Raw genomic sequence first — 25653 nt, 5'->3', positions numbered from 1 at the left:
AATAGTTCGGTTCACTTTTTTTCGCAAGGGCTGACTCTGGCATCAAGATCGTGCGAAATCCGGCTCTTGGCTTGGCCGTGGCGGCGGGGTATGACATGGCGCACGAATGCAAGACAGAACAGCCCGGGGGCAGGGATGAGCGATACCGACAGTTTCATCGATGAGGTCACAGAAGAGGTCCGGCGCGACCGGATGTACCTGCTGTTGCGCCGCTGGGGCTGGGTTGGTGTTGTTGCTGTCATCCTGATCGTAGGTGGCGCGGCCTTCAATGAGGTGCGCAAAGCGCGCGAGACAGCACGAGCACAGTCGCTGGGTGACGAGATTCTCGCGGCATTGTCCGAGAATGATTCCGCCGCGCGGGCCGCTGGTTTGCAAGGGATTGAGACCCAATCTGCGGGTGGCGAGGCGGTTTTGAACATGTTGCTGTCCGCGTCGCAGATCGAAGCCGGTTCGGAGCCGGATGCAGTAGCCAGCCTGAATGCAATCGCTGTGCAAGGGGATCTGCCGGAAATCTATCGCGCGATTGCACGCTTCAAGGCGCTCTTGCTGCAGACAGATACGATGCCAGTTGCAGAGCGGCGCTTGCAGTTTGAGGCGCTGGCCGCCCCTGGTGCACCGCTGCGCCTGCTGGCGGAAGAACAATTGGCGCTCATCGACATTTCCGAAGGCAATGTGGATGCGGCCCTGGATCGTCTGCAAGCGCTGCGACAAGATGCCGAGATCGGGATCGATATGCAGCAGCGTGCCGCGCAACTGATCACCGCTTTGGGTGGCGAGCCGGACCCGTTAGTGGCACAACAAGGCTAAGCTGACGGGAAGACAAAGGACAGGCGAGTTCGGATTGATATGGTAACAAATGTATTCTCCCGCATGGGGCTGCCCGCTGCGGCGATTGCCCTGACCACGTTGGCTGCCTGCCAAGAGCCCGAGGTTATACTTCCCGGCGCACGCGAAGACATCCGACCCGCATCCGATACCGAGACTGTGGAAACGCAAGGGTCGCAGCCCATCAGCCTGCCGGCGCAAACTGCGAACAGCAGCTGGTCACAAAGCCCCGGTACGCCTGCCTTCAGAACAACCCATGCCGCGTTGCGGGCTGCGCCGCAGCGGGTCTGGTCGGCTTCGATCGGTGCAGGCGACTCGCGCAAGCAGCGCATCACTGCTGAGCCCGTTGTCGCCGGTGGCCTGATCTACACGCTGGACGCGGCCAGCACCGTTTCGGCGGTGACGCCTCAGGGGCAGGTGGCATGGACTGCGGATCTTATCCCTGCCACGGACAAAGACGGTGATGCCACAGGTGGTGGCATGGCCTACGCGGATGGGGTTCTTTATGTATCATCCGGTTTTGGCCGTCTGACAGCGTTGGACGCCAAAAGTGGTGCCGTTCGCTGGCAGAATCGCCTGAACGCAACAGGCAGTGGTTCGCCCTTGGTGTCGGATGGGCTGTTATATCTGGTCGCGGGCGACGAAACCGGCTGGGCCATCACGACCAAGGATGGGCGTATCGCTTGGCAGATCGAAGGTACCCCGAGCGTCGGCAATGTTCTGGGTGCGCCTGCGCCGGTCATTGCCTCGGACCTCTCGGTATTTGCGTTCGGATCGGGGGACATCGCTGCCACCTTCCGTCGTGGTGGCATCCGTCGTTGGAACGCCTCGGTCGCTGGTGGGCGTCGGGGGCGGGCCGCCGCCCAGATCGTGGATGTCACGGGTTCCCCCATGGTGGTCGGCGACACGATCTACATCGGAAATCACTCGGGTCGCACCGTTGCGTTTGACGCCGCATCGGGTGAGCGGAATTGGACCGCAGATGAAGGCGCGGTCGATACGGTTTGGCCTGCAGGTAACAGCGTTTTCCTGATTAGTGATCGTAGCCAACTGGTGCGCCTGAGTGCGGCTGACGGGTCCGTCATCTGGGCGCAGGACCTACCGGGTTTTGTAAAAGACCGCCCAGGGCGGCGCGGGCCGATTGTGGCCCACTATGGCCCGATTTTGGCGGGTGGGCGTCTTGTGGTGGCGTCCAATGATGGCTATCTGCGCTTCTTCAATCCGGTTGACGGATCGCTGATCAATCAGGTCGAGGTGCCGGGCGGCGCAACAACAACGCCTGTTGTGGCCAACCAGACATTATACGTCGTCTCGACCAAGGGTGATCTACACGCTTTCCGTTGACCCAAAGATACGCTAAAGGGCGCATCTTGAGTCTTGAAAGTTGAGAACATGTCGTTGACCCTCGCCATCGTGGGGCGCCCGAATGTGGGCAAATCCACTCTGTTCAACCGCCTTGTCGGCAAACGTCTGGCCCTGGTCGACGACCAGCCCGGCGTGACGCGCGACCTGCGCGAAGGCGAAGGGCGGCTGGGCGATCTGCGGTTCACGGTTATCGACACGGCGGGTCTCGAAGACGCTACCGATGACAGCCTTCAGGGCAGGATGCGCCGCCTGACAGAACGTGCGGTGGATATGGCCGATGTGTGCCTGTTCATGATAGACGCGCGTACAGGGCTGACCCCAACGGATGAGATGTTTGCCGAGATCCTGCGCAAACGCTCGAAACACGTGATTTTGGCTGCCAACAAGGCCGAAGGCTCGGCGGCGGATGCCGGTGTGCTTGAGGCCTACAATCTGGGTCTGGGCGAACCTGTGCGTATGTCGGGAGAGCATGGCGAGGGGATGACGGATCTCTATGCTCAACTTATGCCCTTGGCAGATGCGGCTGATGAAAAGGCCGAGGATGACGCGCCCATCGTCGATATCGAGCTTGATGAGGATGGCGAGGGCGAAACTCCTCTGATTACGGCAGCGAAGCCCTTGCAGGTTGCCGTCGTAGGCCGCCCGAATGCTGGTAAATCCACGCTGATCAATAAAATCGTTGGCGAAGATCGTCTACTAACCGGCCCCGAAGCCGGGATTACCCGCGACGCGATCAGCTTGCGGATCGACTGGGCCGATCCCGATGGCGACAGCACTCCTATGCGGATTTTCGACACGGCGGGGATGCGCAAAAAGGCCAAGGTTCAGGAAAAGCTTGAAAAACTCTCGGTGTCAGATGGTCTGCGCGCTGTGAAGTTTGCCGAAGTTGTGGTCGTCTTGCTGGATGCGGCCATTCCATTCGAACAGCAGGACCTGCGCATCGCTGACCTTGCTGAACGCGAAGGGCGCGCCGTAGTCGTCGCTGTCAACAAATGGGATATCGAAGAGGACAAGCAGGAAAAACTGCGTGACCTCAAGGAGTCCTTTGAACGCTTGCTGCCGCAACTGCGCGGTGCGCCGCTGATCACCGTATCGGCGAAGACGGGTCGCGGGCTTGAACGCTTGCGTGCTGCGATCCTGCGTGCGCATGACGTCTGGAATCGCCGCGTGCCCACAGCTGCGTTGAACCGCTGGCTGACTGCAATGCTGGAACAGCACCCGCCACCAGCACCCCAAGGGCGTCGGATAAAACTGCGCTATATGACCCAGGCCAAAACCCGCCCGCCAGGATTTGTGGTGATGTGTTCACATCCCGACAAGATGCCCGCCAGCTACACTCGCTATCTGGTGAATGGTTTGCGCGAAGATTTTGACATGCCCGGCACGCCGATCCGCCTGACCCTGCGGGGGCAAGGCGACAAGAACCCGTATAAGGGACGGCGCAAGAAAAATGCCGGTGCTTTGGCCAAGCATCTCAAGGGTAAGGCGTAACTGCGCCAATTTTCAGCGTTTTTAGCCTTGGGGCGTGACAGCGCCTTTTCCCCGCGCTAGCATTCGTCTGCGTGCATATGTTTTCATGCGCGCGGCTTGTACGCGGGCAATCCGCGCTTATTTTTGGTTCAAATTAACCAGGCCTCGTGGGGAGCGCATTGGATGGATCTTAGGGAATATACAAGACAATACGCAGTTCAGGATAACAGGCTGGCAGCGCTAAGCTATTTCGGAACTTTTGCGGTGTATTTTGCATCGCTGGCTATGGCGATCGCGTTCGTGGATCGCTGGTATATCATGGTTCCGGCTGGCATCGTTTTTGCTTTCTCAGCCGTACGTCTTTACGTGTTGCAACACGATTGTGGGCACCATTCGCTGTTTGAGACACGGCAACAGAATGAATGGGCGGGGCATGGGTTGTCGCCGTTTACCTTCGCGCCGTTCGAGGTGATGAAGCAGAACCACAACCTGCATCATTCGGGGATCGGCAATCTGGAACACCGTGAAACCGGTGAAATCCACACCATGACCCTACGGGAATGGTCTGAGGCAGACTGGAAGAAACGCCTGTTTTATCGTCTGTATCGCAACCCATTCATCCTTGTGCCCGTTGGGGCGTTGTTCACCTATTTCATCCGCTATCGCTGGCCCAAGAACACGGTCCGGTTCGGCGTTGCCGGTGTTCTTTTGCATAACCTGTCGATCATTGTGTTTCTGGGGCTGCTCTGGCTGATCGCGGGGACAACAGGCATTCTGGTCTGGCTTGTGTTTTCGTTTATCGGCGGAATGCTGGGTGTGTTCCTTGTCTATCTTCAGCACAATTTCGAAGACACCTACTGGGACAGGCGGCCTGATCTCGATCCTAAAGTCGCAGCGCTACAGGGATCTTCGGCTTTGGACTTTGGATGGTGGTTCGATAATGCGGTGGCCTGTATAACCCTGCATGATATCCACCATTTCAATGCCCGCATCCCATCTTATCGGTTGCGCGCTTGCCACTATAACCTGCCGCCCGAATACACCCCGCGCCGGATCAAATTCCCCGAGGCTGTGGCAGCGCTGAACCTCAAACTTTGGGACGAAGATGCAAAGCGTCTGGTGCCTTTTCCGAAAAAGGGGCGCACGGCCAATTTGGCCCATAGCAGTTAAGATCGCAGCAAGTGGCCGTCGTGACTTGAAGGTTTGTATATCCAGTGTATATACGTAGATGCAGGGAATGAGAGAAAGGACCGATAATGACCGCAGTGACCAACGTAAAAGGTGTGGGAGACGTGCTCTCCACAGCTTTGGCCGCCAATGGCTATAAGACAGCCGAAGCCATGGCAAAGGCCAAGCCCGAAGATCTGGTCAAGGTCCCTAGAATTGGTTTGGCGCGCGCCGCTGTTCTGATCGCTGCTGCCAAAGAAGCAATCGCTTCGAAACCCGCCACCGCGAAGCGCGCCCCGGCAACGCGGCGGGCTGCGACACGCAAACCGGCGGCTCGCAAACCCGCGACCCAAAAAACTACTACGCGCAAAACCGTTGCTGCCGCCGCAGCTGAAAAACGTGCGGAAGAAGCCGCGAAGAAAGCCGCCGAGGAAAAAGCCGCTGCCGAAGCCGCCGAGGCGAAGGCGAAGAAGAAGGCCAAGGCAAAAGCAAAGGCTGAAAAGGCCGCCAAGAAACGTGCCGAGATGGAGGCCGCGTTCTCGAAAGCCAAGGACAAGGTGAAGGCCAAGTCGAAGAAGGACAAGAAGTCCAAGAAGGACGACAAGAAAAAAGACGCTGGTAAGAAGGACAGCAAAAAGAAAGATAAGAAAAAGGATAAGAAAAAGGCGAAGAAGTAAGCCTTCCTCGCCCTTTGGGAAAGACCGGCGCTAGTCGAAGCGCCGGTTTTCTTATGCCAGCGTGCCGTCTGTTTGCAGGGTCCGTTTGCCGCCCAGATAGGGGGCCAGAACCTCGGGCAGGGTCACAGTGCCATCTGAGTTCTGCCCGTTCTCCAGCACGGCGATAAGGCAGCGCCCCACGGCCAGCCCCGAGCCGTTCAGGCTGTGGACATATTCCGGTTTGCCACCCGCTTCGGGGCGGAAACGGGCATTCATGCGACGCGCCTGAAAATCGCCGGTGGTCGAGACCGAGCTGATCTCGCGATAGGTATCCTGACCGGGCAGCCATGCCTCGATGTCAAAGGTGCGGCGCGCGCCGAAGCCCATGTCACCGGTGCACAGGACAACGGTGCGGTAGGGGATGCCTAGCTGCTCCAAAAGGTCCTCGGCGCAGCGCAGCATTCGTTTTTGTTCCTCGTCCGATTTATCCGGATGAGTGATCGAGACCATCTCGACCTTTTCAAACTGGTGCTGCCGCAGCATACCGGCAGTGTCCTTACCGGCGCTGCCAGCCTCGGACCGGAAGCAGACGGTGTGCGCAGTCATGCGGATGGGCAGGGCGGCCTCGTCCAGAATATCCCCGGATACCGAATAGGTCAGTGTGACCTCAGAGGTCGGGATCAGCCACCAGCCATTGGTGGTCTGATAGCTGTCATCGCCGAATTTCGGCAGCTTGTCGGTGCCGTACATCGCCTCATCCCGAACCAGAACGGGGGTTTGCATTTCGGTCAGACCATTCTTGTCGATATGGGTGTCCAGCATAAACTGGGCCAGTGCTCGGTGTATGCGTGCCACGCCTTTGGACAGGTTCACAAACCGGCTGCCGCTGGTCTTGGCGGCGGTTTCAAAATCCATCGCTGCGGCAACGGCGGGGATGTCGTAATGCTCCTTCGGGTCAAAATCGAAGTTGCGGGGATTTCCCCAGCGGTTCACTTCGACATTGTCCTCTTCATCCGCACCCTGGGGTACGTCGTCCGCGGGCAGGTTGGCGATGCGCGCCAGTTGGTCGGTCAGCAGCGCATCAAGGTCCTTGGCCTCGTTCTGCATCTGGGCGATTTCGGCCTTTTTCTGCGCCACAAGCGCGCGCAGGCGTTCGAATTCAGCCTCATCCCCACGGCCCTTGGCGGCGCCGACCTCTTTGCTGGCCTTGTTCTGTTCGGCCTGCGCCGTCTCTGCGGCCAGAATCTTGGCGCGGCGGCTTTCATCCAGCCGCAACAAATCTGACGACACCGGCGCGTCCCCACGGCGCGCAAGGGCGGCGTCAAAGGCGGCAGGGTTTTCGCGTATGGCGCGGATGTCGTGCATAGTTCAGATCCTTAATGCGTGAATCACTAAAGCCGCTTATGCACCATATGGCAGCAAGGGTGTAGCACCCGTTAAGCGATTTCCGCCTAGGCCTTTTCATCCCCATCATCTTCATGCGCCAGATGGCCGTCCCAACCTTCAGTCGGAATTTTGGGCTCTGGCGGATCGGCGATGTAAGACGGCGTCATGATCTGGACGTTGTTCTCGTTGAAAACGGCCACGATGTTACGGTGCAGATCAGATCTGATCTTGGGAATTATGCTGCCTCGCGTGGTATATCCATTGATCTGATAGTTGATCGCGTAGTCAGCCAACGCAGTCCACAAAACGAAGGGTTCTGGTTTGGTCTTGATGCTCTTGGTGCGATGCGCGGCTTCGATCAGCATCGCCTCGATCTTTTCGGGTGGCTCTTCGTAACCGATGCCAACCGTTGTGTGCAGCAACAAGCCGCTGCCATCGGTTTTCTTCGAGAAATTCACAACGTCTGAATTCATCAACTGGGAGTTTGGGATTGAGATCAATTCGTTCTTGATGGATTTCAGATGGGTTTCCATCAGCTTGATCTGCACCACGTCACCGATGTGATCACCGATCTGAATGCGATCCCCAATCGAGGTTGATCGGCGATAGATCACAAACAAGCCAGCCAGCATGTTTGACACAACCGAGTTTGCGCCTAACGACAGCATAGCCCCCACAAGGATAGTCAGCCCCTGAAAGGCCGCCGAGTCCGAGCCCGGAATGTAAGGCACCGCAAAGACCAGTGCGATTAGAACGACGACAACCCGTGCGATGTTGAAGGTTGGATTGATCCAGTGCCTTTCGAAATCCCGCATCTCAAAAGATCCGGCCTCGACCGCGTCGAAAAACACCCGCATTCCCCGGATGATATACAGCGTGATCCATGTGATCAGCGCCAGCATGATAAGGTTGGGAATGTAGCTGATGATGCCTCTGAAGATCAGCAGGACCGGCTCGGTCAGGTAGGTCAGCAGCAACTGGGCAAAATACCGAGTTTCGGCAAACGACAGCAGCACGAAGGATAGGTAATAATAGAAACCCAGAAAGAAGAGGATCAGCAGGATAAAGTTCAGCCCATAGCGGATCAGGGCGGCAATCGCTTCGGCCTGGACGCTTTTGGCCGTCACGGTTTCAACGTCTTTCAAATAGCCTTGAACGATTTCCAGCGTGCGCCGCTTGATCCGTCGGTGCAGCCAAAGGATCAGCACGATGAAGACCACAAACCCAAAGGTCCAGCCAGCGGCCTCGATAGCGCCGGAAACGCGCGCCTGATCACTGCGGTTGGCACGGTAGGTGACGATGGCTTCGCGGATCGCATCTCCCTGCAACACGCTGATAATATCGATCTCCATCTGGTCCAGTTCGGCATCCGCCTCGGTTGCCACGGATACAACAACACCATCTGCAAGAATCTCCGTTCCGAGCTCGCTGTCCCGATAGGTGATCTCGACATTCAGGCTTTCTGATGATTCAGCGATTTCAATGATCCTGTTCTGGACCCGCTCAGCCCGTTCATTGGCGGGCAGAGCAGACGAACCACGCAAGAAGAAGAGCGGATCACCATCGATAATGACAGGCGCTTTGAACACTTCAGAGCCAGCCGCGTCAGCCTCGGATGGCTCAGCGGGTGTATCCTGAGCCTGTCCTGCGGTGGATAGAATGGTGATCAGCAGCAGCGTGGATAGCAAAAGCTTCAGTCGCTGCAAGTATTTGTAGAGAAATCTCATCACGCCCCCCTAGGGCCGACTATACCCAAGATGCCTCGTGTTCCTAGGGCATATCTGCAACGCTCTGTGCCGTCCTTGGGGGGGGGACGGCAGTGCAGGTGGGTCACACCGCCGCCTTTGCTTGCAAACAGGCATATCAGCGCATAGGTTCCCGCCAAATTTGCGGAACGTTACCGCAGCACAAAGCAAAGGAATATCCCATGGAAGGTGGCGCAATCGCCCAGTTTCTCCCGCTGATCCTGATCTTCGCGATCATGTATTTTCTGCTGATCCGTCCGCAGCAAAAAAAGATGAAAGAACATCAGGCCATGGTCGAAGCGGTGCGCCGCGGTGATCAAGTTGTCACCCAAGGCGGGCTGATCGGCAAAGTGTCTAAGGTCAAGGAAGGCGAAAACGAGATCGAGGTCGAGATCGCCGAGGGTGTCAAGGTTCGCGTGGTCAAATCAACCATTGCTCAAGTTCTGAACAAGACCGAACCTGCGAAGTAACTTCGCCTGACAATTCCTTGAAAAGGCAGGGCAATGCTGCAAATTGATACCTGGAAGCGGGTTCTGATCTGGCTGGTCTGCGTGACCGGCCTGCTCTTGGCCCTGCCGAATGCGTTTTACACGCGGGTCGAGCTTTCGAACGACGCCAAAGCCGCCATCGAGCTGGGCGCTGATACGCCGGAAAATCAGGCCGAGGCCGCGCTATGGCCGAACTGGCTGCCATCTTCGCTGGTCAATCTGGGCCTTGATCTTCGGGGCGGCGCGCATCTGCTGGCCGAGGTAAAGGTCGAAGACGTCTATGAGGCGCGGATGGAGGCGATGTGGCCGGAAATCCGCGACGCATTGCGGGATGAACGGTCCACTGTCGGCACGATCCGCAGGCAGGACGCAGCACCCGGTGAGATTCGTGTGCGCATCAGCCAGCCCGAAGGCATGCCCCGCGCGCTTGAGGTTGTGCGAGGGCTTGCCCGTCAGGTGCAAACCCTAACCGGGGTTGGTGCCACGGATATTGAAGCCCGCGCCGACGGGGATACAATCATCGTTCAACTGTCTGAAGCCGAGAAGCTTGCCTCGGATGACCGAACGGTACGTCAGGCGTTGGAAATCGTGCGCCGCCGGATTGATGAGGTTGGTACGCGTGAACCAACCATCCAACGTCAGGGTTCGGATCGTATCCTGATCCAGGTGCCGGGGATCGGCAGCGCTGGCGAGCTGAAGGATATTATAGGAACCACGGCGCAGCTGACCTTTAACCCCGTGATCAATCGCGGCACCGATCCAGATGCCGTCGCTGGCATCGGTCAAGAGGTGGTGCCGTCGATTGATGAAAACGGTGTCTTCTACATCATCGAATCCGCCCCGGTGGTAACCGGTGAGGAACTGGTGGATGCGCAGCCCTCTTTTGACCAAAATGGCCGCCCGGCTGTCAGCTTCCGCTTTAACACTTCGGGCGCCCGGAAGTTTGGTGACTACACTCGCGACAATATCGGCGCGCCGTTCGCGATTGTGCTGGATGATGAGGTCATCTCGGCCCCTGTTATCCAAAGCCATATCCCGGGTGGGTCTGGGATCATCACCGGAAATTTCACCGTTGAGGAAAGCACTAACCTTGCAATCTTGCTGCGCGCGGGTGCCCTGCCGGCAGAGTTGGTCTTTCTGGAAGAACGCACAATCGGACCAGAGCTGGGCCAAGACAGTATCGATGCAGGTAAGGTCGCAACCATCGTGGCATTTGTGGCAGTGCTGGCCTTCATGGCGCTCAGCTACGGGTTGTTTGGTCTCTTCGCCAATGTCGCGCTCATCATCAACGTGGGCCTTCTGTTCGGCCTTCTATCCCTCATCGGAGCTACATTAACTCTACCAGGCATCGCGGGCATAGTTCTGACAGTTGGTATGGCCGTTGACGCCAACGTGCTGATCTTTGAACGAATCCGAGAAGAACTGAAATCCGCTAAAGGCCCGGCACGCGCGATCGAGCTGGGTTATGAAAAGGCGCTGTCAGCTATTGTGGACGCCAACGTCACCACGTTCATCACCGCCGTGATCCTGTTTGCCATGGGCAGCGGGCCGGTACGCGGATTCGCGATTACACTGGGGTTGGGTATTCTGACCTCGGTCTTTACGGCGATCTTCGTCACGCGACTGTTGGTTGTGATCTGGTTCGAACGCCGCCGCCCGAAAACGATCGAGGTTTGACATGAGACTGAAACTCGTACCCCAGAACACCTCGTTCGATTTCTTCAGCCGCTGGAAGCTCTGGCTGGGTATCTCGGGCCTGATGATGGTCATCGCCTTCACCTCTTTCCTTTTGCAGGGGCTGAACTTTGGTATCGACTTCCGCGGTGGCACGACCATTCGGACCCAAAGTGCGGTTGAAATTGACGTGGGCACCTATCGCGATGCCATCGCGCCTTTGGGGCTTGGCGATGTGACGATCACCGAGATTTTTGATCCGACCTTTGGCCCGGACGAAAACGTTGCGATGATCCGCATTCAGGCGCAGGCTGATGCCGAAGCGGTTGAGGCGGCGACAATCACCGCCGTCGAAGAGGCGTTAAAAACCGTGATCCCGGATATCCAGTTTGTCTCAGTCGAATCGGTCGGCCCGAAGGTATCTGGCGAATTGATCCAAACGGCGATCATCGCCGTGGCATTGGCCATCGGGGCGGTGCTTGTCTACATCTGGCTACGCTTTGAGTGGCAATTCGCACTGGGCGCGGTCGCGGCTCTTGTGCACGATGTGATCCTGACCATCGGTATCTTCTCGGAACTCCAAATCCGCTTTGATCTGGCCATCATCGCTGCACTGCTGACCATCGTCGGCTACTCGCTGAACGATACCGTGGTCGTGTTCGACCGGGTGCGCGAGAACCTGCGGAAATACAAAAAGAAAGACCTCAAAGAGGTGCTCAACATCTCGATAAACGAAACGCTTAGCCGGACGGTGATGACCTCGGTTACCACCCTTCTGGCGCTGATTTCGCTTTATGTTTTGGGCGGTGACGTGATCCGCGGTTTTGTTTTCGCGATGATCTGGGGCGTGATCGTGGGGACCTATTCGTCGGTCTTCGTGGCCTCAACCATCCTGTTGTGGTTGGGGGTTAAGCGAGACTGGTCCAAGCCATCAAACAACGCGGGCAACCAGTTTGCCAACGTGGATGCCTGAGCTTTTCGGCCAGTCCCCTCAGGGGCTGGCCATCATTGTCTTTGCCGCAGGTCTCAGCGGCGTTGTGCGCGGGTTTTCAGGTTTTGGAACTGCGCTGATCTTCCTTCCCCTTGCAACGCCGCATTTGGGTCCGTTTGGTGCCCTGATCGGTTTAACCATCATGGATGTCTTCGGCCCTTTGCCCAACCTGCGAAGGGCTTGGGTGTCTGTGAATCAGGCCGACCTGTGGCGCTTGGTAATAAGCTGCGCCTTGGTCTTGCCCGTAGGCCTGTGGCTTCTTACCCAAGTCGACCCGGATGTGTTCCGCTACGCGGTCAGCGGCCTTGCGCTGGCCATGCTAGCCATCTTGATCCTGGGCCTGCGCTATCACGGTCACGTCAGCCACATGATGGTCAACGCGATCGGTGCCGCAGCGGGTTTCCTGGGCGGCGTTGCGGGCCTCCCGGGGCCAGCTGTCATTCTTTTTTATATGTCACGCCCGCTGCCGGTCGAGGTGATCCGGGCAACCATCTTGTTGTTCCTTCTAGCGTTCGACTTCCTGCTGCTGGGGTTTTTGACGGCAATGGGGCAAGTCACCTATGCAACCGCAGGTCTGGGGCTTGCGCTTGCGATACCAAACCTACTGGGCAATTGGCTGGGCGGCTGGCTATTCCGACCTGAGCGCGAGCGCATCTACCGCAACGCAGCCTATCTGGCGATTGCCTTTGCCGCCTTGTCCGGCCTGCCGCTTTGGGGGTAAAAGACACGCATGCGATTGAATGAGATTACCTATACAAATGCCCAGCCTGTCGATGGCTATGGCCCCGGTTTTTTTCGCATTGGTGGACAGTTGCATCACGGCGGCATCCTGACCGGTCCAACAGGAACAACACTCTGGGACGGCTATGCACAGGTCGACGATCTGCTGGCACTTGCAGATGTGGTCGATGTCTTGTTCATTGGTACAGGCGCTGAGCTATCCCATATTCCAGCAGACCTGCGCAACGCTTTGGAAGAGGCGGGCCTTGGTGTCGAGATCATGAATTCACCCGCCGCATGCCGCACCTATAACGTGCTGCTCTCTGAAGGTCGCCGCATCGCGCTTGCCTTGATCCCCGTGTAAACGGATCCTCCTTCATCTGGCCAAAAAATATCCCGGAGAGCGCGAGAGGCTGGCCTCTCGCTCCCGCACTCACCATATGAACAGGCCTATGAACCCTGCGGCAAATCCATCCTTTTGCCCGCCTCTCCAATCAGATAAGCGATGGATATGACACTCACGGTGACAAATCTGGCGATTGCGCGTGGCGGCATTCCCGTGCTCGAAGGGCTGAGCTTCTCGCTTGCCCCCGGTCAGGCTCTGATCGTTCGCGGACCGAACGGCATCGGCAAGACAACGCTGCTGCGCACTTTGGCAAGTCTGCAACCACCGCTGTCCGGGCGTATCGACGGGGCCGAGGATCAGATCGCCTACGCCTCTCATTCAGACGGGTTGAAACCAACCCTGACCGTGACCGAGAATCTCACCTTTTGGGCTGAGGTCTTCGGAACGCATGACATCCAGCCCGCATTGGATGCCTTTCATCTGAACGCGCTTGCAGATCGCCACGCGGGCAATCTGTCAGCAGGTCAAAAGCGGCGGCTGGGCTTGGCGCGCATGTTGGTGACGGGCCGATCAATCTGGGCCTTGGATGAGCCGACCGTTTCCCTGGACCAAAGCGCGGTGCAAATGTTCGCGTCAACCGTACAAAGACATCTGGGGCAGGGCGGCTCCGCCCTGATCGCCACCCATATCGATCTGGGTCTTGAAGCTGAAATACTGGATGTCGGTCCCTACAAAGCCCGTCTTGACCTGACCGATGATCTGGACGGAGGGTTCCTGTGATCGCTCTGCTGCTGCGCGACCTGAAACTGGCCTTCCGGGCCGGGGGCGGCTTTGGTCTGGGGCTGGCCTTTTTCCTGATCGTGACGGTTCTGGTGCCCTTAGCAGTTGGCCCGCAGTCGGCGCTGCTGTCCACCATCGCACCCGGCATTCTATGGCTCGGTGCGCTCCTGGCCTGTCTGCTTTCGCTCGACCGTCTCCTCGCGTTGGATTGGGAGGATGGATCACTGGATCTTCTCGCAACGGCCCCGTTGCCGCTCGAAGCCATTGTGTCGATCAAAGCGCTTGCACATTGGATCACCACGGGTTTGCCATTGGTCTTGGCTGCGCCTTTTCTAGGCATCTTGCTGAACCTGCCAGCACCGGGCTTTTTTGGGCTGGTGATCTCACTGCTGCTGGGCACCCCGGCCATGAGCGTGATCGGCACCTTCGGCGCGGCCTTGACCGTTGGGCTCAAACGTGGGGGGTTACTTCTTTCGCTCTTGGTGCTGCCGCTCTACGTTCCGACTCTGATTTTCGGGGCAGAGGTCGCCCGTCGCGGTGCGACCGGAATGGACACACAGACCCCGCTGCTGATGCTGGCCGGGATTACCGCCGCCACGATTGCCTTGCTGCCATTTGCCAGCGCGGCTGTGCTACGGATCAATCTGCGGTGAAGCGCCACATTCTTGACGGAGGTCAATTGAGAAACTGCCAGTTTCAGACTAGATATCAGCCATGACAATCGCAGCCAGAGCCAACGCCCTTTGGGAATATGCCAATCCGCGCAAATTTCTTGCCACCAGCGAACGCATCTTGCCGTTTTTCTGGATCACCTCAGCATTGTGTCTGATGGTCGGGCTTGTCTGGGGCTTTTTCTTCACGCCCGACGACTACAAACAGGGATCGACCGTCAAGATCATCTATCTGCATGTTCCTGCGGCATTGATGGCCATCAACTGCTGGCTGATGATGCTGGTAACCTCGTTGATCTGGCTGGTGCGCCGCCATCATGTCAGCGCTCTGGCTGCCCGAGCCGCAGCCCCAGTGGGCATTGTCATGACTCTGATTGCATTGGCAACCGGAGCCATCTGGGGCCAGCCCATGTGGGGCACCTGGTGGGCGTGGGATCCGCGCTTGACCTCATTCCTGATCCTGTTTCTGTTCTACCTTGGCTATGTGGCGCTTTGGGAAGCAATAGAAGACCCTGATACGGCGGCCGACCTGACATCGGTCCTGTGTCTAGTGGGCTCGGTCTTCGCCATTCTCAGCCGCTATGCAGTGAATTTCTGGAACCAAGGCCTGCATCAGGGCGCATCCGTTATGCGGGCAGGAGCCATCACAGGCACAGATACCGAGGAGAAGGTGAGTAACATCTTCTTTTACCCGCTTCTGATCTGCATCATCGGCTTTGTTTTGCTGTTCATCGCGCTGGTTCTCTACCGCACAGGCACCGAAATCCGCGCGCGGCGCGTCAAGGCCCTGCTGGCACGTGAAAGGGTGGGCGGATGATCCCCGATCTTGGAAAATATGCAGATGCTGTTCTGTGGTCCTATGCCGTTTCAATCGGCTTGCTGCTGGCGCTGGTTGCGATCAGCGTGATGCGCGGCCGCAAAGTACGGACCGAGATGGAAAAGGTTGAACAAAGAGTGACGCGCAATGGCTAAGATTTCGCCCCTTATGATCGCGCCACCCCTGATCTTCGGCGCATTTGCGGTTCTTGCCGGGATTGGCATGTTCCGTGAGGATCCCGACGCGCTGCCTTCTGCGCGGCAAGGACAGCCTGCACCACCTGTCGTCCTGACCGAGTTTCCCGGCAAAACCTTGTTCAACGATGAAACGCTAAGGGATGGCAAGGTTAAGCTGGTCAATTATTGGGCCAGCTGGTGCGCGCCCTGCCGGGCCGAGCATCCCAACCTCGAAGCGCTGTCTGCCGAAGGCATCCCCGTCTACGGCATCAACTACAAAGATCAGCTGGATAATGCCGAAAGCTTTCTGCAAGAACTAGGCGATCCCTATTCAGGCATAGGCCGAGACGAGCAGGGGCGTATGGCTCTGGATTGGGGCCTCTACGGCGTGCCCGAGACCTATGTGATTAATGGCGAGGGTACCGTGATCCTACGCTTCGCCGGGCCGATCACGCGGCGTGTCATCGAAAGCACGATCCGGCCTGCTCTGGACCAGGCGGCAGGCGGCTCATAACCGATACCCGCCGGTAACGCCCAGAACTTCACCCGTAATGAAACTGGCGTCATCCGAGGCCAAAAACCGAACGGCCTTTGCAATATCTTCTGGCTGGCCTACGCGTCCAACAGCGGTATCCTTGACGAATAAGGCGTTCAGGTCATCCGGTCGCGGCGCCTCGGGGATGTTGATCGCGCCAGGGGCCACGGCGTTCACGCGAATACCCTTGGGCCCCAGTTCTTTGGCCATACCACGCGTCCACAAGTTCAGTGCAGCTTTGCTGGCCCCATAGGTCACCGCATCCTTGGGCGGCAGAAGGGCATTCATCGAAGAGATGCTGACAATCGCGGCGCCCGGTTTCAGATGCGGCAAAGCTGCGGTCAGCAACGCGGCGGGCACCAGCAGGTTCAGGTCCAATATGGAGAGGTGATCATCCTTATCGAACACGTCTTTCGGGGTCATCGTAACCGCTCCGGCATTGTTCACGATCAGATCGAGACGTCCAAACTTTTCTATGACCTGCTGAATAACCGCCTCGGGCTGCCCTTCTGCTGTCAGGTCAGAACGCAAGGCCAGACACTCGCTTTTCTCATCCGGTTCGCTCGTCAACCAGGTGAACGCCACATGGTGGTCGCCGCGCAATTCGTCGACAATTGCGCGCCCAATTCCGCGCGCGCCGCCTGTTATCAATGCCACTTTATCCATACCAGCCTCCTTGCGCTGACCAGACCCGGATTATGGGCGATATTCAACTTCTTCTGTTCGTAAATACCTCGGAGCGCGAGGCAGAGCCTCGCTAAAAAATGCAAAAAGGACGCCCGTAGGCGTCCTTTTACGGCCACGAACAAAGCGGCCTCAGCCAGCCTTGGCGAGATTTCGCAACACATAATGCAACACACCGCCATTTTCGATGTATTCAATCTCGGGCGCGGTATCGATCCGGCACTTCAGGGTGATGGTCTTCTCGGACCCATCGCCATAGGTTATCGTGCAGGGTACCTCTTGCAACGGCTCGACCGTATCCAACCCATGAATCGACACTGTCTCATCACCTTTCAGGCCCAGTGTTTTGCGTGTGTCCCCGCCCGTGAATTCCAGCGGAATAACACCCATGCCAACAAGATTTGACCGGTGGATGCGCTCAAAGCTTTCCGCGATCACGGCCTTCACACCCAACAAGGCGGTCCCTTTGGCTGCCCAGTCGCGGGACGAGCCCGCGCCATATTGCTCGCCGCCGAATACCACCAAGGGCGTGCCCTGTTCCTGATAGGCCATCGACGCTTCATAGACCGAGGTTTGTTGGCCATCAGGTCCTTTCGTGTACCCGCCTTCAACGCCATCCAGCATCTCGTTCTTGACGCGGATATTGGCAAAGGTACCGCGCATCATGATCTCGTGATTGCCGCGGCGTGATCCATACGAGTTGAACTCGCGTGGCTGCACCTGCCGTTCGATCAGATACTTCCCAGCAGGGGTGGTGGTCGCGAACGATCCGGCGGGTGAGATATGATCGGTGGTGATCATGTCTCCCAGGATCAACAGCACCTTGGCCCCATCGATATTCGAGATGGTACCCGGTTCAGCCCCCATACCTTGGAAATAAGGCGGGTTCTGGATATAGGTTGAGGTTGGCGGCCAGTCATAGGTTTCTTGTTGCGGCACCTCAACGCTCTGCCATTTCTCGTCGCCCTTGAAGACGTCCGCATATTTAGACTGGAACGCTTCGCGGGTCACGGTCGCCTGAACAAGTTCCGCAATCTCAGCTTGGCTGGGCCAAAGGTCTTTCATGTAGACATCGTTGCCATCCTTGTCTTGACCGATGGGGTCCGAAGTCAGGTCAATATCCAGCGTACCGGCCAACGCATAGACCACAACCAGCGGCGGCGAGGCCAAATAGTTGGCGCGTACATCAGGCGAGATGCGGCCCTCAAAGTTGCGGTTGCCCGACAGAACCGATGTGGCGACCAGATCGCCTTCGGCAATGGCGTCGCTGATTTCCTTCTGGATTGGGCCCGAGTTGCCGATACAGGTGGTGCAGCCATAGCCCACCAGGTTAAAGCCAATCTTGTCCAGATCATCCTGCAAGCCAGCAGCCTCAAGATAGGCCGACACAACCTGCGATCCCGGCGCCAGAGAGGTCTTGACCCAAGGTTTGCGATCCAGACCCAGAGCCGCTGCCTTACGCGCCACCAGACCCGCACCAATCATAACATAAGGGTTCGACGTATTGGTGCAGGAGGTGATCGACGCGATCACAACCTTGCCCGATTCCATCGTGTAGTCTTCACCTTTGACGGCGACTTCCTTGCCCATCGGGCGTTTGAACGTCTCAGTCATTTCCTTTGTGAAGGCGGTTTTGGCATCCGTAAGCGCAACATAGTCCTGCGGACGTTTTGGGCCGGAAATCGCAGGCACGATGGTGCCCATATCCAGCGTCAATGTATCGGTGTAGATCGGTGCATAATCCGAACCGCGCCAGAACCCGTTTTCCTTGGCATAGGCTTCGACCAGCGCGATCCGGTCCTCATCACGGCCCGTATTCCGCATATAGCGCAGGGTCTCTCCGTCGATGGGGAAGAAGCCACAGGTCGCACCGTATTCAGGCGCCATATTGGCTATGGTCGCGCGATCCGCCAGCGGCAGATGGTCCAGACCTTCGCCGTAGAATTCAACGAATTTGCCGACGACGCCTTTTTCACGCAGCATCTCGACTACTTTCAGAACCAGGTCTGTGCCGGTGGTGCCTTCGACCATGGACCCTGTCAGTTCAAAACCCACAACCTCGGGGATCAGCATTGATATAGGCTGACCGAGCATCGCGGCTTCGGCCTCGATCCCTCCGACGCCCCAGCCCAGTACGGCCATGCCATTGACCATGGTGGTGTGGCTGTCGGTGCCGACCAGCGTGTCGGGGTAGGCGACCTCTTCCCCGTTCTGATCCGTATCGGTCCAGACAGTCTGAGCCAGGTATTCCAGGTTCACCTGATGGCAGATGCCGGTGCCAGGGGGCACAACGCGGAAGTTGTTGAACGCGGTCTGACCCCATTTCAGGAACTGGTACCGTTCCATGTTGCGCTCATATTCGCGGTCCACGTTCATCTGAAAGGCGCGTGGGTTGCCGAACTCGTCGATCATGACCGAGTGGTCGATGACCAGATCGACCGGGTTCAACGGGTTGATCTTTTGTGCGTCGCCACCTAAGCCCTTAATCCCGTCGCGCATCGCGGCAAGGTCGACGACCGCCGGAACACCGGTGAAATCCTGCATCAGAACGCGGGCAGGGCGATAAGCGATCTCTCGCGGGTTTTTGCCCCCATTCGCACCCCATTCGGCGAAGGCTTTGATGTCATCAACCGAGACCGAGAAACCCTCATCCTCGAACCGCAGCATGTTTTCGAGCACCACTTTCAACGCGGCGGGCAGGTTCGAGAAATCGCCGAGACCGGCCTCTTGCGCCGCAGGGATCGAATAATAGGAAATGGATGTGCCATTCACGCTCAGGCTGCGGCGGGTCTTGGCGGTGTCCTGTCCGACTTTGATTGGCATCTGTTGGCCTCCCTCTCAAATGACTTGGATTATGGGGTCGCTACACTTTATCTGCATCACCAGCACTGTCGGTTCAAGGGTGATCAGCGCTTTTGATTTGATATTTGTATACCACTGTACACAGCAATCTAAGTGTATTCTTACCGCGTTTCAAGAAACCTTGATTGGAGGTTGAACGTCAAAGCAGCTAAACCTTCTGAACAGCCCAACCAGCCAAGGCCTACCGATGTTTAAAGCCACTGTTGTCACAACCGTTCTTGCCCTTCTGCTCGCGACCCATGCTGCGGCTGAAGAAGACCCGGTAGTGATTGAGCTGTTTACCTCGCAGGGGTGTTCGTCTTGCCCGCCAGCCGACCGGATCATGCACGAACTCGCGAAACGCGACGATGTGATCGGTCTGGCGCTGCATGTGGACTATTGGGACTATATCGGCTGGAAAGATGAATATGCAGATCCTGATCATACGTTGCGACAGCGCGCCTATGCGCGTCAGGGCGGGCGGTCGATGATCTATACGCCTCAGATGGTGATCAACGGTCAAGAGGATGTTGTCGGTGCCAAGGCAGCCGAGTTGAACCAGTTGATCGAGGCGCATTCGGCCGCCGCGCCCCAGGCATCGGTTCAGGCCCGACGTGATGGGGATGCAATATTGGTCGATGTTACCCCAGTCGCATTGCCCGATGGGCAGGTCTATGATGTGCGGGTGGTTCAGTATTCTCCGATGCGGCATGCCTCGATCCGTCGGGGTGAGTTGGCCGGGCATGACCTGGATTATGCCAACGTTGTTGAAAACTGGCAGATCGCAGGTCAATGGGATGGCACCGCGCCGCAGAGATTCGAGACCTCTCTGAGCGCCGAATTCCCTGCCGTGGTTCTGGTGCAGCAAGTCGGACACGGACCCATTGTCGCCGCCGCCAATGTGAAATGATTAGGGCATTTCCTCAGGGCTGACGCCAAGGCCCTTCCAGTGTTTCCAGCGGCGGTGAATCCAGAACCACTGGCCCATATGCTGGCGAACCATCTGTTCCAGATCATTATTGGTAAACTGCGTCATCTCTTGCGGGGTCGTGTGCGGAACGGGGTCGTGCAGGATGATCTCAAAATCCAGCCCGTTGGGTTGACGAACCGCGTAGCACGGGATCAAGACGGCTTTGTATTTTATCGCCAGTTCAGCATTCAAGACCGATGTGATCGCCGGTTTACCGAAAAACTGCAGCTGTTCGCCACCCTGTGAATGCAGGTCCGAAACGATGGCGATGATGCCGCCGTTCTTGAGGGACCTGACCATTTCCACCATGCCGCGCCGGCCCTGTTCGAACATCGGCGAGCCGGATTTATAGAAGGCTTCGACATAGGCATCGTTAAAATAGGGGTTCGCCATGCGGCGATACAGGCAGCCAATCGGTTTGTCGCTGAGATGCTGAAGTGCAACGCGTGCAGCCAGATAGTGCCCGAAATGCGCGGTGATCATCATGACCGGGCGACCTTCGGCAATCGCTGCGTCAAAGGCTTCGATACCGGGCCCGCTTATTTTTGCGTGTTTCTGACGTTCGATGAACCCCTCGGGCGAAAAATGCTCCATAATTGCGCGCCCGGCATTGTCAGAGACATCGCTACTGATCTTCTTCGCCTCAGCGTCTGAAAGATCGGGGCAGGTGAGGTTCAGGTTACGCAGAACCCGACGTCGAAAGCCGACAATGGGGGCAAGGCCGCGGACGATTGCGCCCATTGTGGCGATGCGCCGCTCGTAAGGCAGCAAGCGCATCGTGCCGATGAACCCCTTCAGGAACAGATTGGCGACATAGTATTTTGCAAGCTCACTTCGGCTGAGCCTTGACTTTTCGACGGGCATGAAAGCGTCTCACCGCGTTTTGCGCATTTTGGGGTCAGACATATATGTCAGGACCTGCAATCTCAAGCGTTCAAGCACGCTTGACGCCAGACAGGTTGGTTTGACCCTTAGAAGCAGCGAGCGAAGGATCTAGTCTTCGTCCTCTTCGGTTTCGACCAGAATGATCGTGCCTGCATCAACCAGAGTGCGCACGGCGCCAATGATTTGAGTCATTGCCTCTTCGGCCTCGGCTTGTTTGACGCGCCCGCGCTCGGCCATTTCTTCGCGCAGGTTATCGGCCATTCGGGCGGAGATGTTCGACAACAGAAACTCAACCGATGCCTTGTCATCATCTGCAGCAGCGCCTGCCAAGGCGGTGATCAGAACCGGTTGTTCAACCTCGCGCAGAACCGCCGGGATATCGCGTGCCTGAATACGGGTCTGGATATGCGAAAAGGTAAAGATGGATTGGCGAACAACGCTGGCGAAATCGGCATCTTCGGCATCCAAAGCATCCAGCAAACCGTCGCGGGTTGCAGCAGCGGATTGGTTCAGGATTGCCCCGACACGCGCGCCCGGGCCATCGCTAAAGGCTTGTGCCGGACGTTGATCCAGTTGCGAGGCCAGCGACCAGCCAATACGTTCCACCGCTTCGGGTGTGACGCTGGCGGTTTTTGATATCGCGTAGGTGATGCGTCGCGCGATCGGGCCGGGCAAGTGGCCCAAAAGCTGCGCGGCCTGCGCCGTATCAAGCTTGGACAGCATGACAGCGGCCACCTCGGTGCTTTCGGCTTGCGCTAAGACTGCCAGTTCTTCAGTTGGGATTTCCCGCAAACGCTGCCATGGGTCCCCAATCTGGCGAACACCGGCAACCTTGCGCAAGCGTGCAGCCGTCGCAGGGGCAATCTTACCGTTTATGGCATCCAGCGCGCCGGCCAGCCCATGGGGAAAGGACAATCCGACGTTATCAAGGGCATCCCCAAATTCTTGCGCCACGGAATCCAGTGTGACCCGATCCACCAAACCCATCTGGCCAAGCTGATGCGTGAGCCGTTCCTGCAGATCGTCTGGCAGGTCCTCTAGCGGGATATCCGCGCCTTCGTTTAGCAAAAGCCGCACAACAACGGCAGCTTTTTGCAAACTGCTCAGCGATCTGGGGACGATCTTGGCAGCGCTGCTTTCGGTGCCCGCGGGTGGCGTCGCCCCCGGAGCCATTTTTATCAGTGCGTTTGTATCCTGCATGTGCCTGCCGAGCCAAATTCAGTTCCGCAGTCAGCATAAAGAGAGTCGGGTAAAGAAAGGCTGAAGCCCGATGCACCAAAACAAACGCATCGCCAGTCCCGGCTGATGCTTTTTTGCATTTCCGGGAAGCTGGCGATGTGCCGCTGTTCAAAGGACTTAGTAGCTGTATGTAAGACCGGTCTGGATGGCTTCGCGCAACGAAGCCTCGGCCCAGGTGCCTTCGCCACCACGGGCTTTGATCTCGCGCCACTGCTCAATGGCCAGATCGGTTTTGCCTTCGGCTACGAACCCCTGACCCATATAGCTGCGGGCCAGAATGTTATCGGGGTTAGCGGCGATGGCCTTTTCATAGAACAGGTTCGCCAGCTCAAGTTCACCCATCTTGCGGTAGGTAAAGCCCCAATAGGTTTGAACACGGTCATCGGCCTGATCCATGATGCGCAGAATACCCTGAGCGTTTTTGTACTGGCCGTCATAGGCCAGCTCACGAACCGCGTCATAAAGCTGGTCATCCGAGAATTTGTTCTTGTCCGGCTTTACGCATCTGCCGGCCGCTTCGTCATACACCCGGCCGAACAGGCATTTCTTTGTGGTATTCGTAGGCTTGGGCGGATTGCTGTCGCCGCCTGCAGCGTGGACGGCGGGGGCAAAGGCGAATGCTTGAAACGCGATTGCGGATGCTAGGACAAGGCGCATTATTCGTCTCCGTTCTCAGGTCTGCTTTTTGAAATCATAGTGTGATCTTCCAAAAAGCTAACACCGGATCGGTCGCGTTTATTCACAAACAGGAAAGAAATTTTTCAGCTGTTGATGATTTTCAGGCAGCTTTGGGTTTCCTGGTCCCAGGTTGTCCCTTCGATACAGGATTGGGTTTGTTTGCTATGGCCGCTGCATGCCAGGCTGGCTGAGGCCATGCAAACAAGTGCGATTGAGCAAAATAAGGTTCTGATCATGATCTGTCCTCTTCACGGAAGTATCTTCACCAGACTACCCGATTCCCGTGGATTCACCAAAAAGCCCGGCCAGCATCAGGCTAGCCGGGCTTTTTCTGAGTTATCGCAGGCGCTTATTCGCCAAACACTCGCTCGAAAATCGTGTCGACATGTTTGGTGTGATAGCCGAGGTCGAACTTCTCTTCGATTTCCTCGGCGCTCAGCGCAGCGGTGACATCGGCGTCCGCCAGCAGTTCTTCTTTGAAGTCGGTCCGATGTTCCCAGACCTTCAGCGCGTTGCGCTGAACCATGGCATAGGCATCTTCGCGGCTGACACCTGCCTGGGTCAGGGCCAGCAGAACGCGCTGGCTCATGACCAGTCCGGGGAATTTGTTCATGTTTTCCAGCATGTTTTCCGGGAAGATCAGCATCTTGTCGATCACGCCGGTCAGACGGGCCAGAGCAAAGTCCAGCGTTATTGTGGCGTCGGGTCCGATCATACGTTCGACCGAGGAATGCGAGATGTCGCGTTCATGCCAAAGCGCCACATTCTCCATCGCCGGGATCACAGCCGCGCGCACCATACGAGCCAGACCGGTCAGGTTTTCGGTCAGAACCGGGTTTTTCTTGTGCGGCATGGCTGAGGAGCCTTTTTGCCCCATCGAGAAGAACTCGGCCCCTTCCAGCACCTCGGTCCGCTGCATGTGGCGGATTTCGATGGCGATGTTTTCGATGCTGCTGGCGATGACGCCCAGTGTCGCAAAGAAGGCTGCGTGACGGTCGCGCGGGATGACCTGCGTGCTGATCGGCTCTGGCACAAGCCCCAACTGGTCGCAGACATGTTCTTCGACACGCGGATCGATATTGGCAAAAGTGCCAACCGCGCCACTGATCGCGCCGGTGGCGATTTCTGCACGGGCGTCGCGCATGCGCGAGAGGTTGCGGTCCATCTCGGCGTAGAACCGGGCGAAGGTCAGGCCCATGGTAGTCGGTTCGGCATGGATACCGTGGCTGCGACCAATGCGGACGGTATGTTTGTGTTCGATCGCGCGGCGTTTCAGGGCCGCCAGCAGACCTTCGAGATCGGCGATCAGGATATCGGCGGCACGGGTCAGCTGCACGTTCAGACAGGTGTCCAGCACATCCGATGATGTCATGCCCTGATGCACAAAACGTGCCTCTTCGCTGCCAACATGTTCAGCCAGGTGGGTCAGGAAGGCGATGACGTCATGCTTGGTGACGGCCTCGATCTCGTCAATCCGAGCCACATCGAATTCCACGTCTTTGGCTTTCCACACAGCCTCGGCGTTCTCACGCGGGATCACGCCCAGATCGGCCATGGCGTCGCAGGCATGTGCCTCAATCTCGTACCAAATGCGGAATTTGGATTCAGGCGACCAGAGGGCGACCATATCGGGGCGGGAATAACGTGGAATCATTGGCAGCATCGCCTTATTGTGATTGGGCAGTGGGTGATGCCGCGGGGTTTAAACCTGAGCAGCCACAGGAACAAGACGAGAGTGCAAATATGAGACGGTTTGCCCTGATTCTAGCGATCTGGCCGGGTGTTTTGTCTGCAAGCGAGTTCAGAGAGCTGTCAGGCCCTGAAATACTGGCGGCATTAACCGAGCGAAAGCTGGATTATGGCGGCGGTGTCTGGCAAACCTTCGAGGGCTCGATGCTGACCAACTATTTCTTGGGCGGACCCAGCGCGGGCAGCTGGGCCGTTCGGGATGATCGTTATTGTTCGCTCTGGCCGCCGTCGGACCTCTGGGCCTGTTACGACGTTCAGCAAAATGGTCAGAGGATCCGGTTTATTGATGACGCGGGCAATGCAACAGATGGCGTGTTTGCGGAATGATCCTGCCACGCGATTTGAAGGATTTCGCCGGGACCTGGCTTCTGACGCGAAAAATCCGAGACAACAAGGCCGGGCAGATTGTGCAGGCCGATGGCCGCGCTGATTTAGCGCCAGATGCCTGCGGTCTGATCTATAGTGAAGAGGTGACGGTGCGTGTTCCGGGTCAGCCACCGATGAAAGGCACACGTCGCTATCTATGGCAGTCAGATGGGGATCGCATTTCCATTTATTTTGATGATGGGCGGTATTTTCATACGCTGAAACTTGGCGAAACCACGGTGACCGACCATCACGATTGTGCACCTGACAGCTATAACGCAGATTACGATTTCTCGGGATGGCCGATCTGGACAGTCCGTTGGACCGTGTCTGGGCCGCGAAAATCTTATGAAATGGAGACCAAATACACGCTGCGATAGCGTAATCATCTTGCAGCAGACGCCCGGAACAGGCATTGCTGCAGGTGCA

Annotated in this window: 26 protein-coding genes; 18 read left to right on the top strand and 8 right to left on the bottom strand. The window is 57.4% G+C overall.

The genetic code is table 11. The annotated features are described in order from the left end of the window. Positions 1 to 135 precede the first annotated feature (135 nt). The 5 genes from ACR0JE_RS17150 to ACR0JE_RS17130 all read left to right on the top strand — a co-directional run bounded on the left by ACR0JE_RS17150 (position 136) and on the right by ACR0JE_RS17130 (position 5504). A complete protein-coding gene (locus tag ACR0JE_RS17150) occupies positions 136 to 807 on the top strand; it encodes a hypothetical protein (protein ID WP_480865034.1) in 672 nt (223 codons plus the stop codon). A 39-nt stretch (positions 808 to 846) separates the two neighbouring features. After that, positions 847 to 2169, top strand: coding sequence for a PQQ-like beta-propeller repeat protein (locus tag ACR0JE_RS17145; RefSeq protein ID WP_480542334.1), 1323 nt, complete (start codon positions 847 to 849; stop codon positions 2167 to 2169). 48 nt (positions 2170 to 2217) lie between these two features. Beyond that, positions 2218 to 3681, top strand: a complete 1464-nt coding sequence (gene der / locus ACR0JE_RS17140; RefSeq protein WP_480542336.1) for a ribosome biogenesis GTPase Der — start codon at positions 2218 to 2220, stop codon at positions 3679 to 3681. A 162-nt stretch (positions 3682 to 3843) separates the two neighbouring features. Further along, the gene (locus ACR0JE_RS17135) at positions 3844 to 4830 is read left to right on the top strand and encodes a fatty acid desaturase (RefSeq protein ID WP_480865033.1); all 987 of its coding nucleotides are present in this window, start codon (positions 3844 to 3846) and stop codon (positions 4828 to 4830) included. A gap of 86 nt (positions 4831 to 4916) precedes the next feature. Next, complete coding sequence (locus tag ACR0JE_RS17130) at positions 4917 to 5504, top strand: helix-hairpin-helix domain-containing protein (protein ID WP_480865032.1); 588 nt, start codon at positions 4917 to 4919, stop codon at positions 5502 to 5504. Positions 5505 to 5555: 51 nt separating this feature from the next. On the opposite strand, the gene serS is transcribed toward ACR0JE_RS17130, so the two are convergent. Further along, positions 5556 to 6848, bottom strand: coding sequence for a serine--tRNA ligase (serS, locus tag ACR0JE_RS17125; RefSeq protein ID WP_480542342.1), 1293 nt, complete (start codon positions 6846 to 6848; stop codon positions 5556 to 5558). A gap of 86 nt (positions 6849 to 6934) precedes the next feature. After that, entirely contained in the window at positions 6935 to 8596 is a 1662-nt protein-coding gene (locus tag ACR0JE_RS17120) for a mechanosensitive ion channel family protein (RefSeq protein WP_480865031.1), read from the bottom strand. 200 nt (positions 8597 to 8796) lie between these two features. Between ACR0JE_RS17120 and yajC the strand changes: the two genes are divergently transcribed. The 10 genes from yajC (at position 8797) to ACR0JE_RS17070 (ending at position 15791) form a co-directional block, all read left to right on the top strand. Further along, complete coding sequence (yajC, locus tag ACR0JE_RS17115; protein ID WP_170449793.1) at positions 8797 to 9084, top strand: preprotein translocase subunit YajC; 288 nt, start codon at positions 8797 to 8799, stop codon at positions 9082 to 9084. A gap of 33 nt (positions 9085 to 9117) precedes the next feature. Next, positions 9118 to 10779, top strand: coding sequence for a protein translocase subunit SecD (gene secD, locus ACR0JE_RS17110; protein ID WP_480865030.1), 1662 nt, complete (start codon positions 9118 to 9120; stop codon positions 10777 to 10779). A 1-nt stretch (position 10780) separates the two neighbouring features. Next, positions 10781 to 11749 (top strand): protein translocase subunit SecF, encoded by a 969-nt coding sequence (gene secF / locus ACR0JE_RS17105; RefSeq protein ID WP_480542348.1) that lies wholly within the window; start codon positions 10781 to 10783, stop codon positions 11747 to 11749. Further along, the gene (locus ACR0JE_RS17100; protein ID WP_480542349.1) at positions 11742 to 12488 is read left to right on the top strand and encodes a TSUP family transporter; all 747 of its coding nucleotides are present in this window, start codon (positions 11742 to 11744) and stop codon (positions 12486 to 12488) included. Before secF ends, ACR0JE_RS17100 begins: the two co-directional genes overlap by 8 nt. A gap of 9 nt (positions 12489 to 12497) precedes the next feature. Further along, positions 12498 to 12851: an Mth938-like domain-containing protein gene (locus ACR0JE_RS17095; RefSeq protein WP_480546731.1), complete on the top strand. Its 354-nt coding sequence runs from the start codon at positions 12498 to 12500 to the stop codon at positions 12849 to 12851. 147 nt (positions 12852 to 12998) lie between these two features. Then, positions 12999 to 13613: a heme ABC exporter ATP-binding protein CcmA gene (gene ccmA / locus ACR0JE_RS17090; RefSeq protein ID WP_480547292.1), complete on the top strand. Its 615-nt coding sequence runs from the start codon at positions 12999 to 13001 to the stop codon at positions 13611 to 13613. After that, the gene (gene ccmB, locus ACR0JE_RS17085; protein WP_480865029.1) at positions 13610 to 14266 is read left to right on the top strand and encodes a heme exporter protein CcmB; all 657 of its coding nucleotides are present in this window, start codon (positions 13610 to 13612) and stop codon (positions 14264 to 14266) included. The genes ccmA and ccmB overlap by 4 nt, the downstream gene beginning before the upstream one ends. 61 nt (positions 14267 to 14327) lie before the next feature. Then, positions 14328 to 15101, top strand: coding sequence for a heme ABC transporter permease (locus tag ACR0JE_RS17080; RefSeq protein WP_480542355.1), 774 nt, complete (start codon positions 14328 to 14330; stop codon positions 15099 to 15101). Then, the gene (gene ccmD, locus ACR0JE_RS17075) at positions 15098 to 15256 is read left to right on the top strand and encodes a heme exporter protein CcmD (protein WP_480497463.1); all 159 of its coding nucleotides are present in this window, start codon (positions 15098 to 15100) and stop codon (positions 15254 to 15256) included. The genes ACR0JE_RS17080 and ccmD overlap by 4 nt, the downstream gene beginning before the upstream one ends. Beyond that, entirely contained in the window at positions 15249 to 15791 is a 543-nt protein-coding gene (locus ACR0JE_RS17070) for a DsbE family thiol:disulfide interchange protein (RefSeq protein ID WP_480865028.1), read from the top strand. Before ccmD ends, ACR0JE_RS17070 begins: the two co-directional genes overlap by 8 nt. Here ACR0JE_RS17070 and ACR0JE_RS17065 read toward each other — a convergent pair. Further along, positions 15786 to 16478 carry an SDR family NAD(P)-dependent oxidoreductase gene (locus ACR0JE_RS17065; RefSeq protein WP_480865027.1) on the bottom strand — a complete coding sequence of 231 codons (693 nt, stop codon included), beginning with the start codon at positions 16476 to 16478 and terminating at the stop codon, positions 15786 to 15788. The two genes, ACR0JE_RS17070 and ACR0JE_RS17065, sit on opposite strands and share 6 nt — an antisense overlap. A 150-nt stretch (positions 16479 to 16628) precedes the next feature. Beyond that, positions 16629 to 19319 carry an aconitate hydratase AcnA gene (gene acnA / locus ACR0JE_RS17060; RefSeq protein WP_480826780.1) on the bottom strand — a complete coding sequence of 897 codons (2691 nt, stop codon included), beginning with the start codon at positions 19317 to 19319 and terminating at the stop codon, positions 16629 to 16631. A gap of 226 nt (positions 19320 to 19545) precedes the next feature. Between acnA and ACR0JE_RS17055 the strand changes: the two genes are divergently transcribed. After that, positions 19546 to 20247: a DUF1223 domain-containing protein gene (locus ACR0JE_RS17055; protein ID WP_480865026.1), complete on the top strand. Its 702-nt coding sequence runs from the start codon at positions 19546 to 19548 to the stop codon at positions 20245 to 20247. Here ACR0JE_RS17055 and ACR0JE_RS17050 read toward each other — a convergent pair whose 3' ends face one another. The 4 genes from ACR0JE_RS17050 to purB all read right to left on the bottom strand — a co-directional run bounded on the left by ACR0JE_RS17050 (position 20248) and on the right by purB (position 24763). Further along, positions 20248 to 21171 carry a lysophospholipid acyltransferase family protein gene (locus ACR0JE_RS17050; protein ID WP_480542367.1) on the bottom strand — a complete coding sequence of 308 codons (924 nt, stop codon included), beginning with the start codon at positions 21169 to 21171 and terminating at the stop codon, positions 20248 to 20250. 129 nt (positions 21172 to 21300) lie between these two features. Beyond that, positions 21301 to 22392 carry a flagellar motor switch protein FliG gene (locus ACR0JE_RS17045; RefSeq protein WP_480865025.1) on the bottom strand — a complete coding sequence of 364 codons (1092 nt, stop codon included), beginning with the start codon at positions 22390 to 22392 and terminating at the stop codon, positions 21301 to 21303. Positions 22393 to 22548: 156 nt separating this feature from the next. Continuing rightward, the gene (locus tag ACR0JE_RS17040) at positions 22549 to 23088 is read right to left on the bottom strand and encodes a tetratricopeptide repeat protein (RefSeq protein ID WP_353006402.1); all 540 of its coding nucleotides are present in this window, start codon (positions 23086 to 23088) and stop codon (positions 22549 to 22551) included. Between the two features lie 370 nt (positions 23089 to 23458). Then, on the bottom strand, positions 23459 to 24763 hold the full coding sequence (gene purB, locus ACR0JE_RS17035) for an adenylosuccinate lyase (RefSeq protein ID WP_480542371.1): 1305 nt from the start codon (positions 24761 to 24763) through the stop codon (positions 23459 to 23461). A gap of 89 nt (positions 24764 to 24852) precedes the next feature. Here purB and ACR0JE_RS17030 point away from each other — a divergent pair, with 89 nt between their 5' ends. Together ACR0JE_RS17030 and ACR0JE_RS17025 are read left to right on the top strand one after the other, a co-directional pair. Further along, positions 24853 to 25185: a hypothetical protein gene (locus ACR0JE_RS17030; protein WP_480865024.1), complete on the top strand. Its 333-nt coding sequence runs from the start codon at positions 24853 to 24855 to the stop codon at positions 25183 to 25185. Next, positions 25182 to 25604, top strand: a complete 423-nt coding sequence (locus tag ACR0JE_RS17025; RefSeq protein ID WP_480865023.1) for a DUF6314 family protein — start codon at positions 25182 to 25184, stop codon at positions 25602 to 25604. Before ACR0JE_RS17030 ends, ACR0JE_RS17025 begins: the two co-directional genes overlap by 4 nt. Positions 25605 to 25653 lie beyond the last annotated feature (49 nt).

Source organism: Ruegeria sp. H3 (assembly GCF_056533095.1).
Note: the sequence above shows the minus strand (reverse complement) of the source record. Positions and strands in the feature narration are given on the sequence as shown.

Excerpts from the sequence above, each read along its gene's own strand:
- ACR0JE_RS17055 (WP_480865026.1), top strand. The coding sequence starts at position 19,546 with ATGTTTAAAGCCACTGTTGTCACAACCGTTCTTGCCCTTCTGCTCGCG.
- ACR0JE_RS17070 (WP_480865028.1), top strand. The coding sequence starts at position 15,249 with ATGGCTAAGATTTCGCCCCTTATGATCGCGCCACCCCTGATCTTCGGC.
- ACR0JE_RS17120 (WP_480865031.1), bottom strand. The coding sequence starts at position 8,596 with ATGAGATTTCTCTACAAATACTTGCAGCGACTGAAGCTTTTGCTATCC.
- acnA (WP_480826780.1), bottom strand. The coding sequence starts at position 19,319 with ATGCCAATCAAAGTCGGACAGGACACCGCCAAGACCCGCCGCAGCCTG.
- ACR0JE_RS17025 (WP_480865023.1), top strand. The coding sequence starts at position 25,182 with ATGATCCTGCCACGCGATTTGAAGGATTTCGCCGGGACCTGGCTTCTG.
- ccmA (WP_480547292.1), top strand. The coding sequence starts at position 12,999 with ATGACACTCACGGTGACAAATCTGGCGATTGCGCGTGGCGGCATTCCC.
- ACR0JE_RS17040 (WP_353006402.1), bottom strand. The coding sequence starts at position 23,088 with ATGCGCCTTGTCCTAGCATCCGCAATCGCGTTTCAAGCATTCGCCTTT.
- secD (WP_480865030.1), top strand. The coding sequence starts at position 9,118 with ATGCTGCAAATTGATACCTGGAAGCGGGTTCTGATCTGGCTGGTCTGC.
- ACR0JE_RS17095 (WP_480546731.1), top strand. The coding sequence starts at position 12,498 with ATGCGATTGAATGAGATTACCTATACAAATGCCCAGCCTGTCGATGGC.
- ACR0JE_RS17150 (WP_480865034.1), top strand. The coding sequence starts at position 136 with ATGAGCGATACCGACAGTTTCATCGATGAGGTCACAGAAGAGGTCCGG.
- ACR0JE_RS17045 (WP_480865025.1), bottom strand. The coding sequence starts at position 22,392 with ATGCAGGATACAAACGCACTGATAAAAATGGCTCCGGGGGCGACGCCA.
- ACR0JE_RS17065 (WP_480865027.1), bottom strand. The coding sequence starts at position 16,478 with ATGGATAAAGTGGCATTGATAACAGGCGGCGCGCGCGGAATTGGGCGC.
- ACR0JE_RS17080 (WP_480542355.1), top strand. The coding sequence starts at position 14,328 with ATGACAATCGCAGCCAGAGCCAACGCCCTTTGGGAATATGCCAATCCG.
- secF (WP_480542348.1), top strand. The coding sequence starts at position 10,781 with ATGAGACTGAAACTCGTACCCCAGAACACCTCGTTCGATTTCTTCAGC.
- ACR0JE_RS17145 (WP_480542334.1), top strand. The coding sequence starts at position 847 with ATGGTAACAAATGTATTCTCCCGCATGGGGCTGCCCGCTGCGGCGATT.
- ACR0JE_RS17130 (WP_480865032.1), top strand. The coding sequence starts at position 4,917 with ATGACCGCAGTGACCAACGTAAAAGGTGTGGGAGACGTGCTCTCCACA.
- yajC (WP_170449793.1), top strand. The coding sequence starts at position 8,797 with ATGGAAGGTGGCGCAATCGCCCAGTTTCTCCCGCTGATCCTGATCTTC.
- ACR0JE_RS17135 (WP_480865033.1), top strand. The coding sequence starts at position 3,844 with ATGGATCTTAGGGAATATACAAGACAATACGCAGTTCAGGATAACAGG.
- serS (WP_480542342.1), bottom strand. The coding sequence starts at position 6,848 with ATGCACGACATCCGCGCCATACGCGAAAACCCTGCCGCCTTTGACGCC.
- ACR0JE_RS17030 (WP_480865024.1), top strand. The coding sequence starts at position 24,853 with ATGAGACGGTTTGCCCTGATTCTAGCGATCTGGCCGGGTGTTTTGTCT.
- purB (WP_480542371.1), bottom strand. The coding sequence starts at position 24,763 with ATGATTCCACGTTATTCCCGCCCCGATATGGTCGCCCTCTGGTCGCCT.
- ccmD (WP_480497463.1), top strand. The coding sequence starts at position 15,098 with ATGATCCCCGATCTTGGAAAATATGCAGATGCTGTTCTGTGGTCCTAT.
- der (WP_480542336.1), top strand. The coding sequence starts at position 2,218 with ATGTCGTTGACCCTCGCCATCGTGGGGCGCCCGAATGTGGGCAAATCC.
- ACR0JE_RS17100 (WP_480542349.1), top strand. The coding sequence starts at position 11,742 with ATGCCTGAGCTTTTCGGCCAGTCCCCTCAGGGGCTGGCCATCATTGTC.
- ACR0JE_RS17050 (WP_480542367.1), bottom strand. The coding sequence starts at position 21,171 with ATGCCCGTCGAAAAGTCAAGGCTCAGCCGAAGTGAGCTTGCAAAATAC.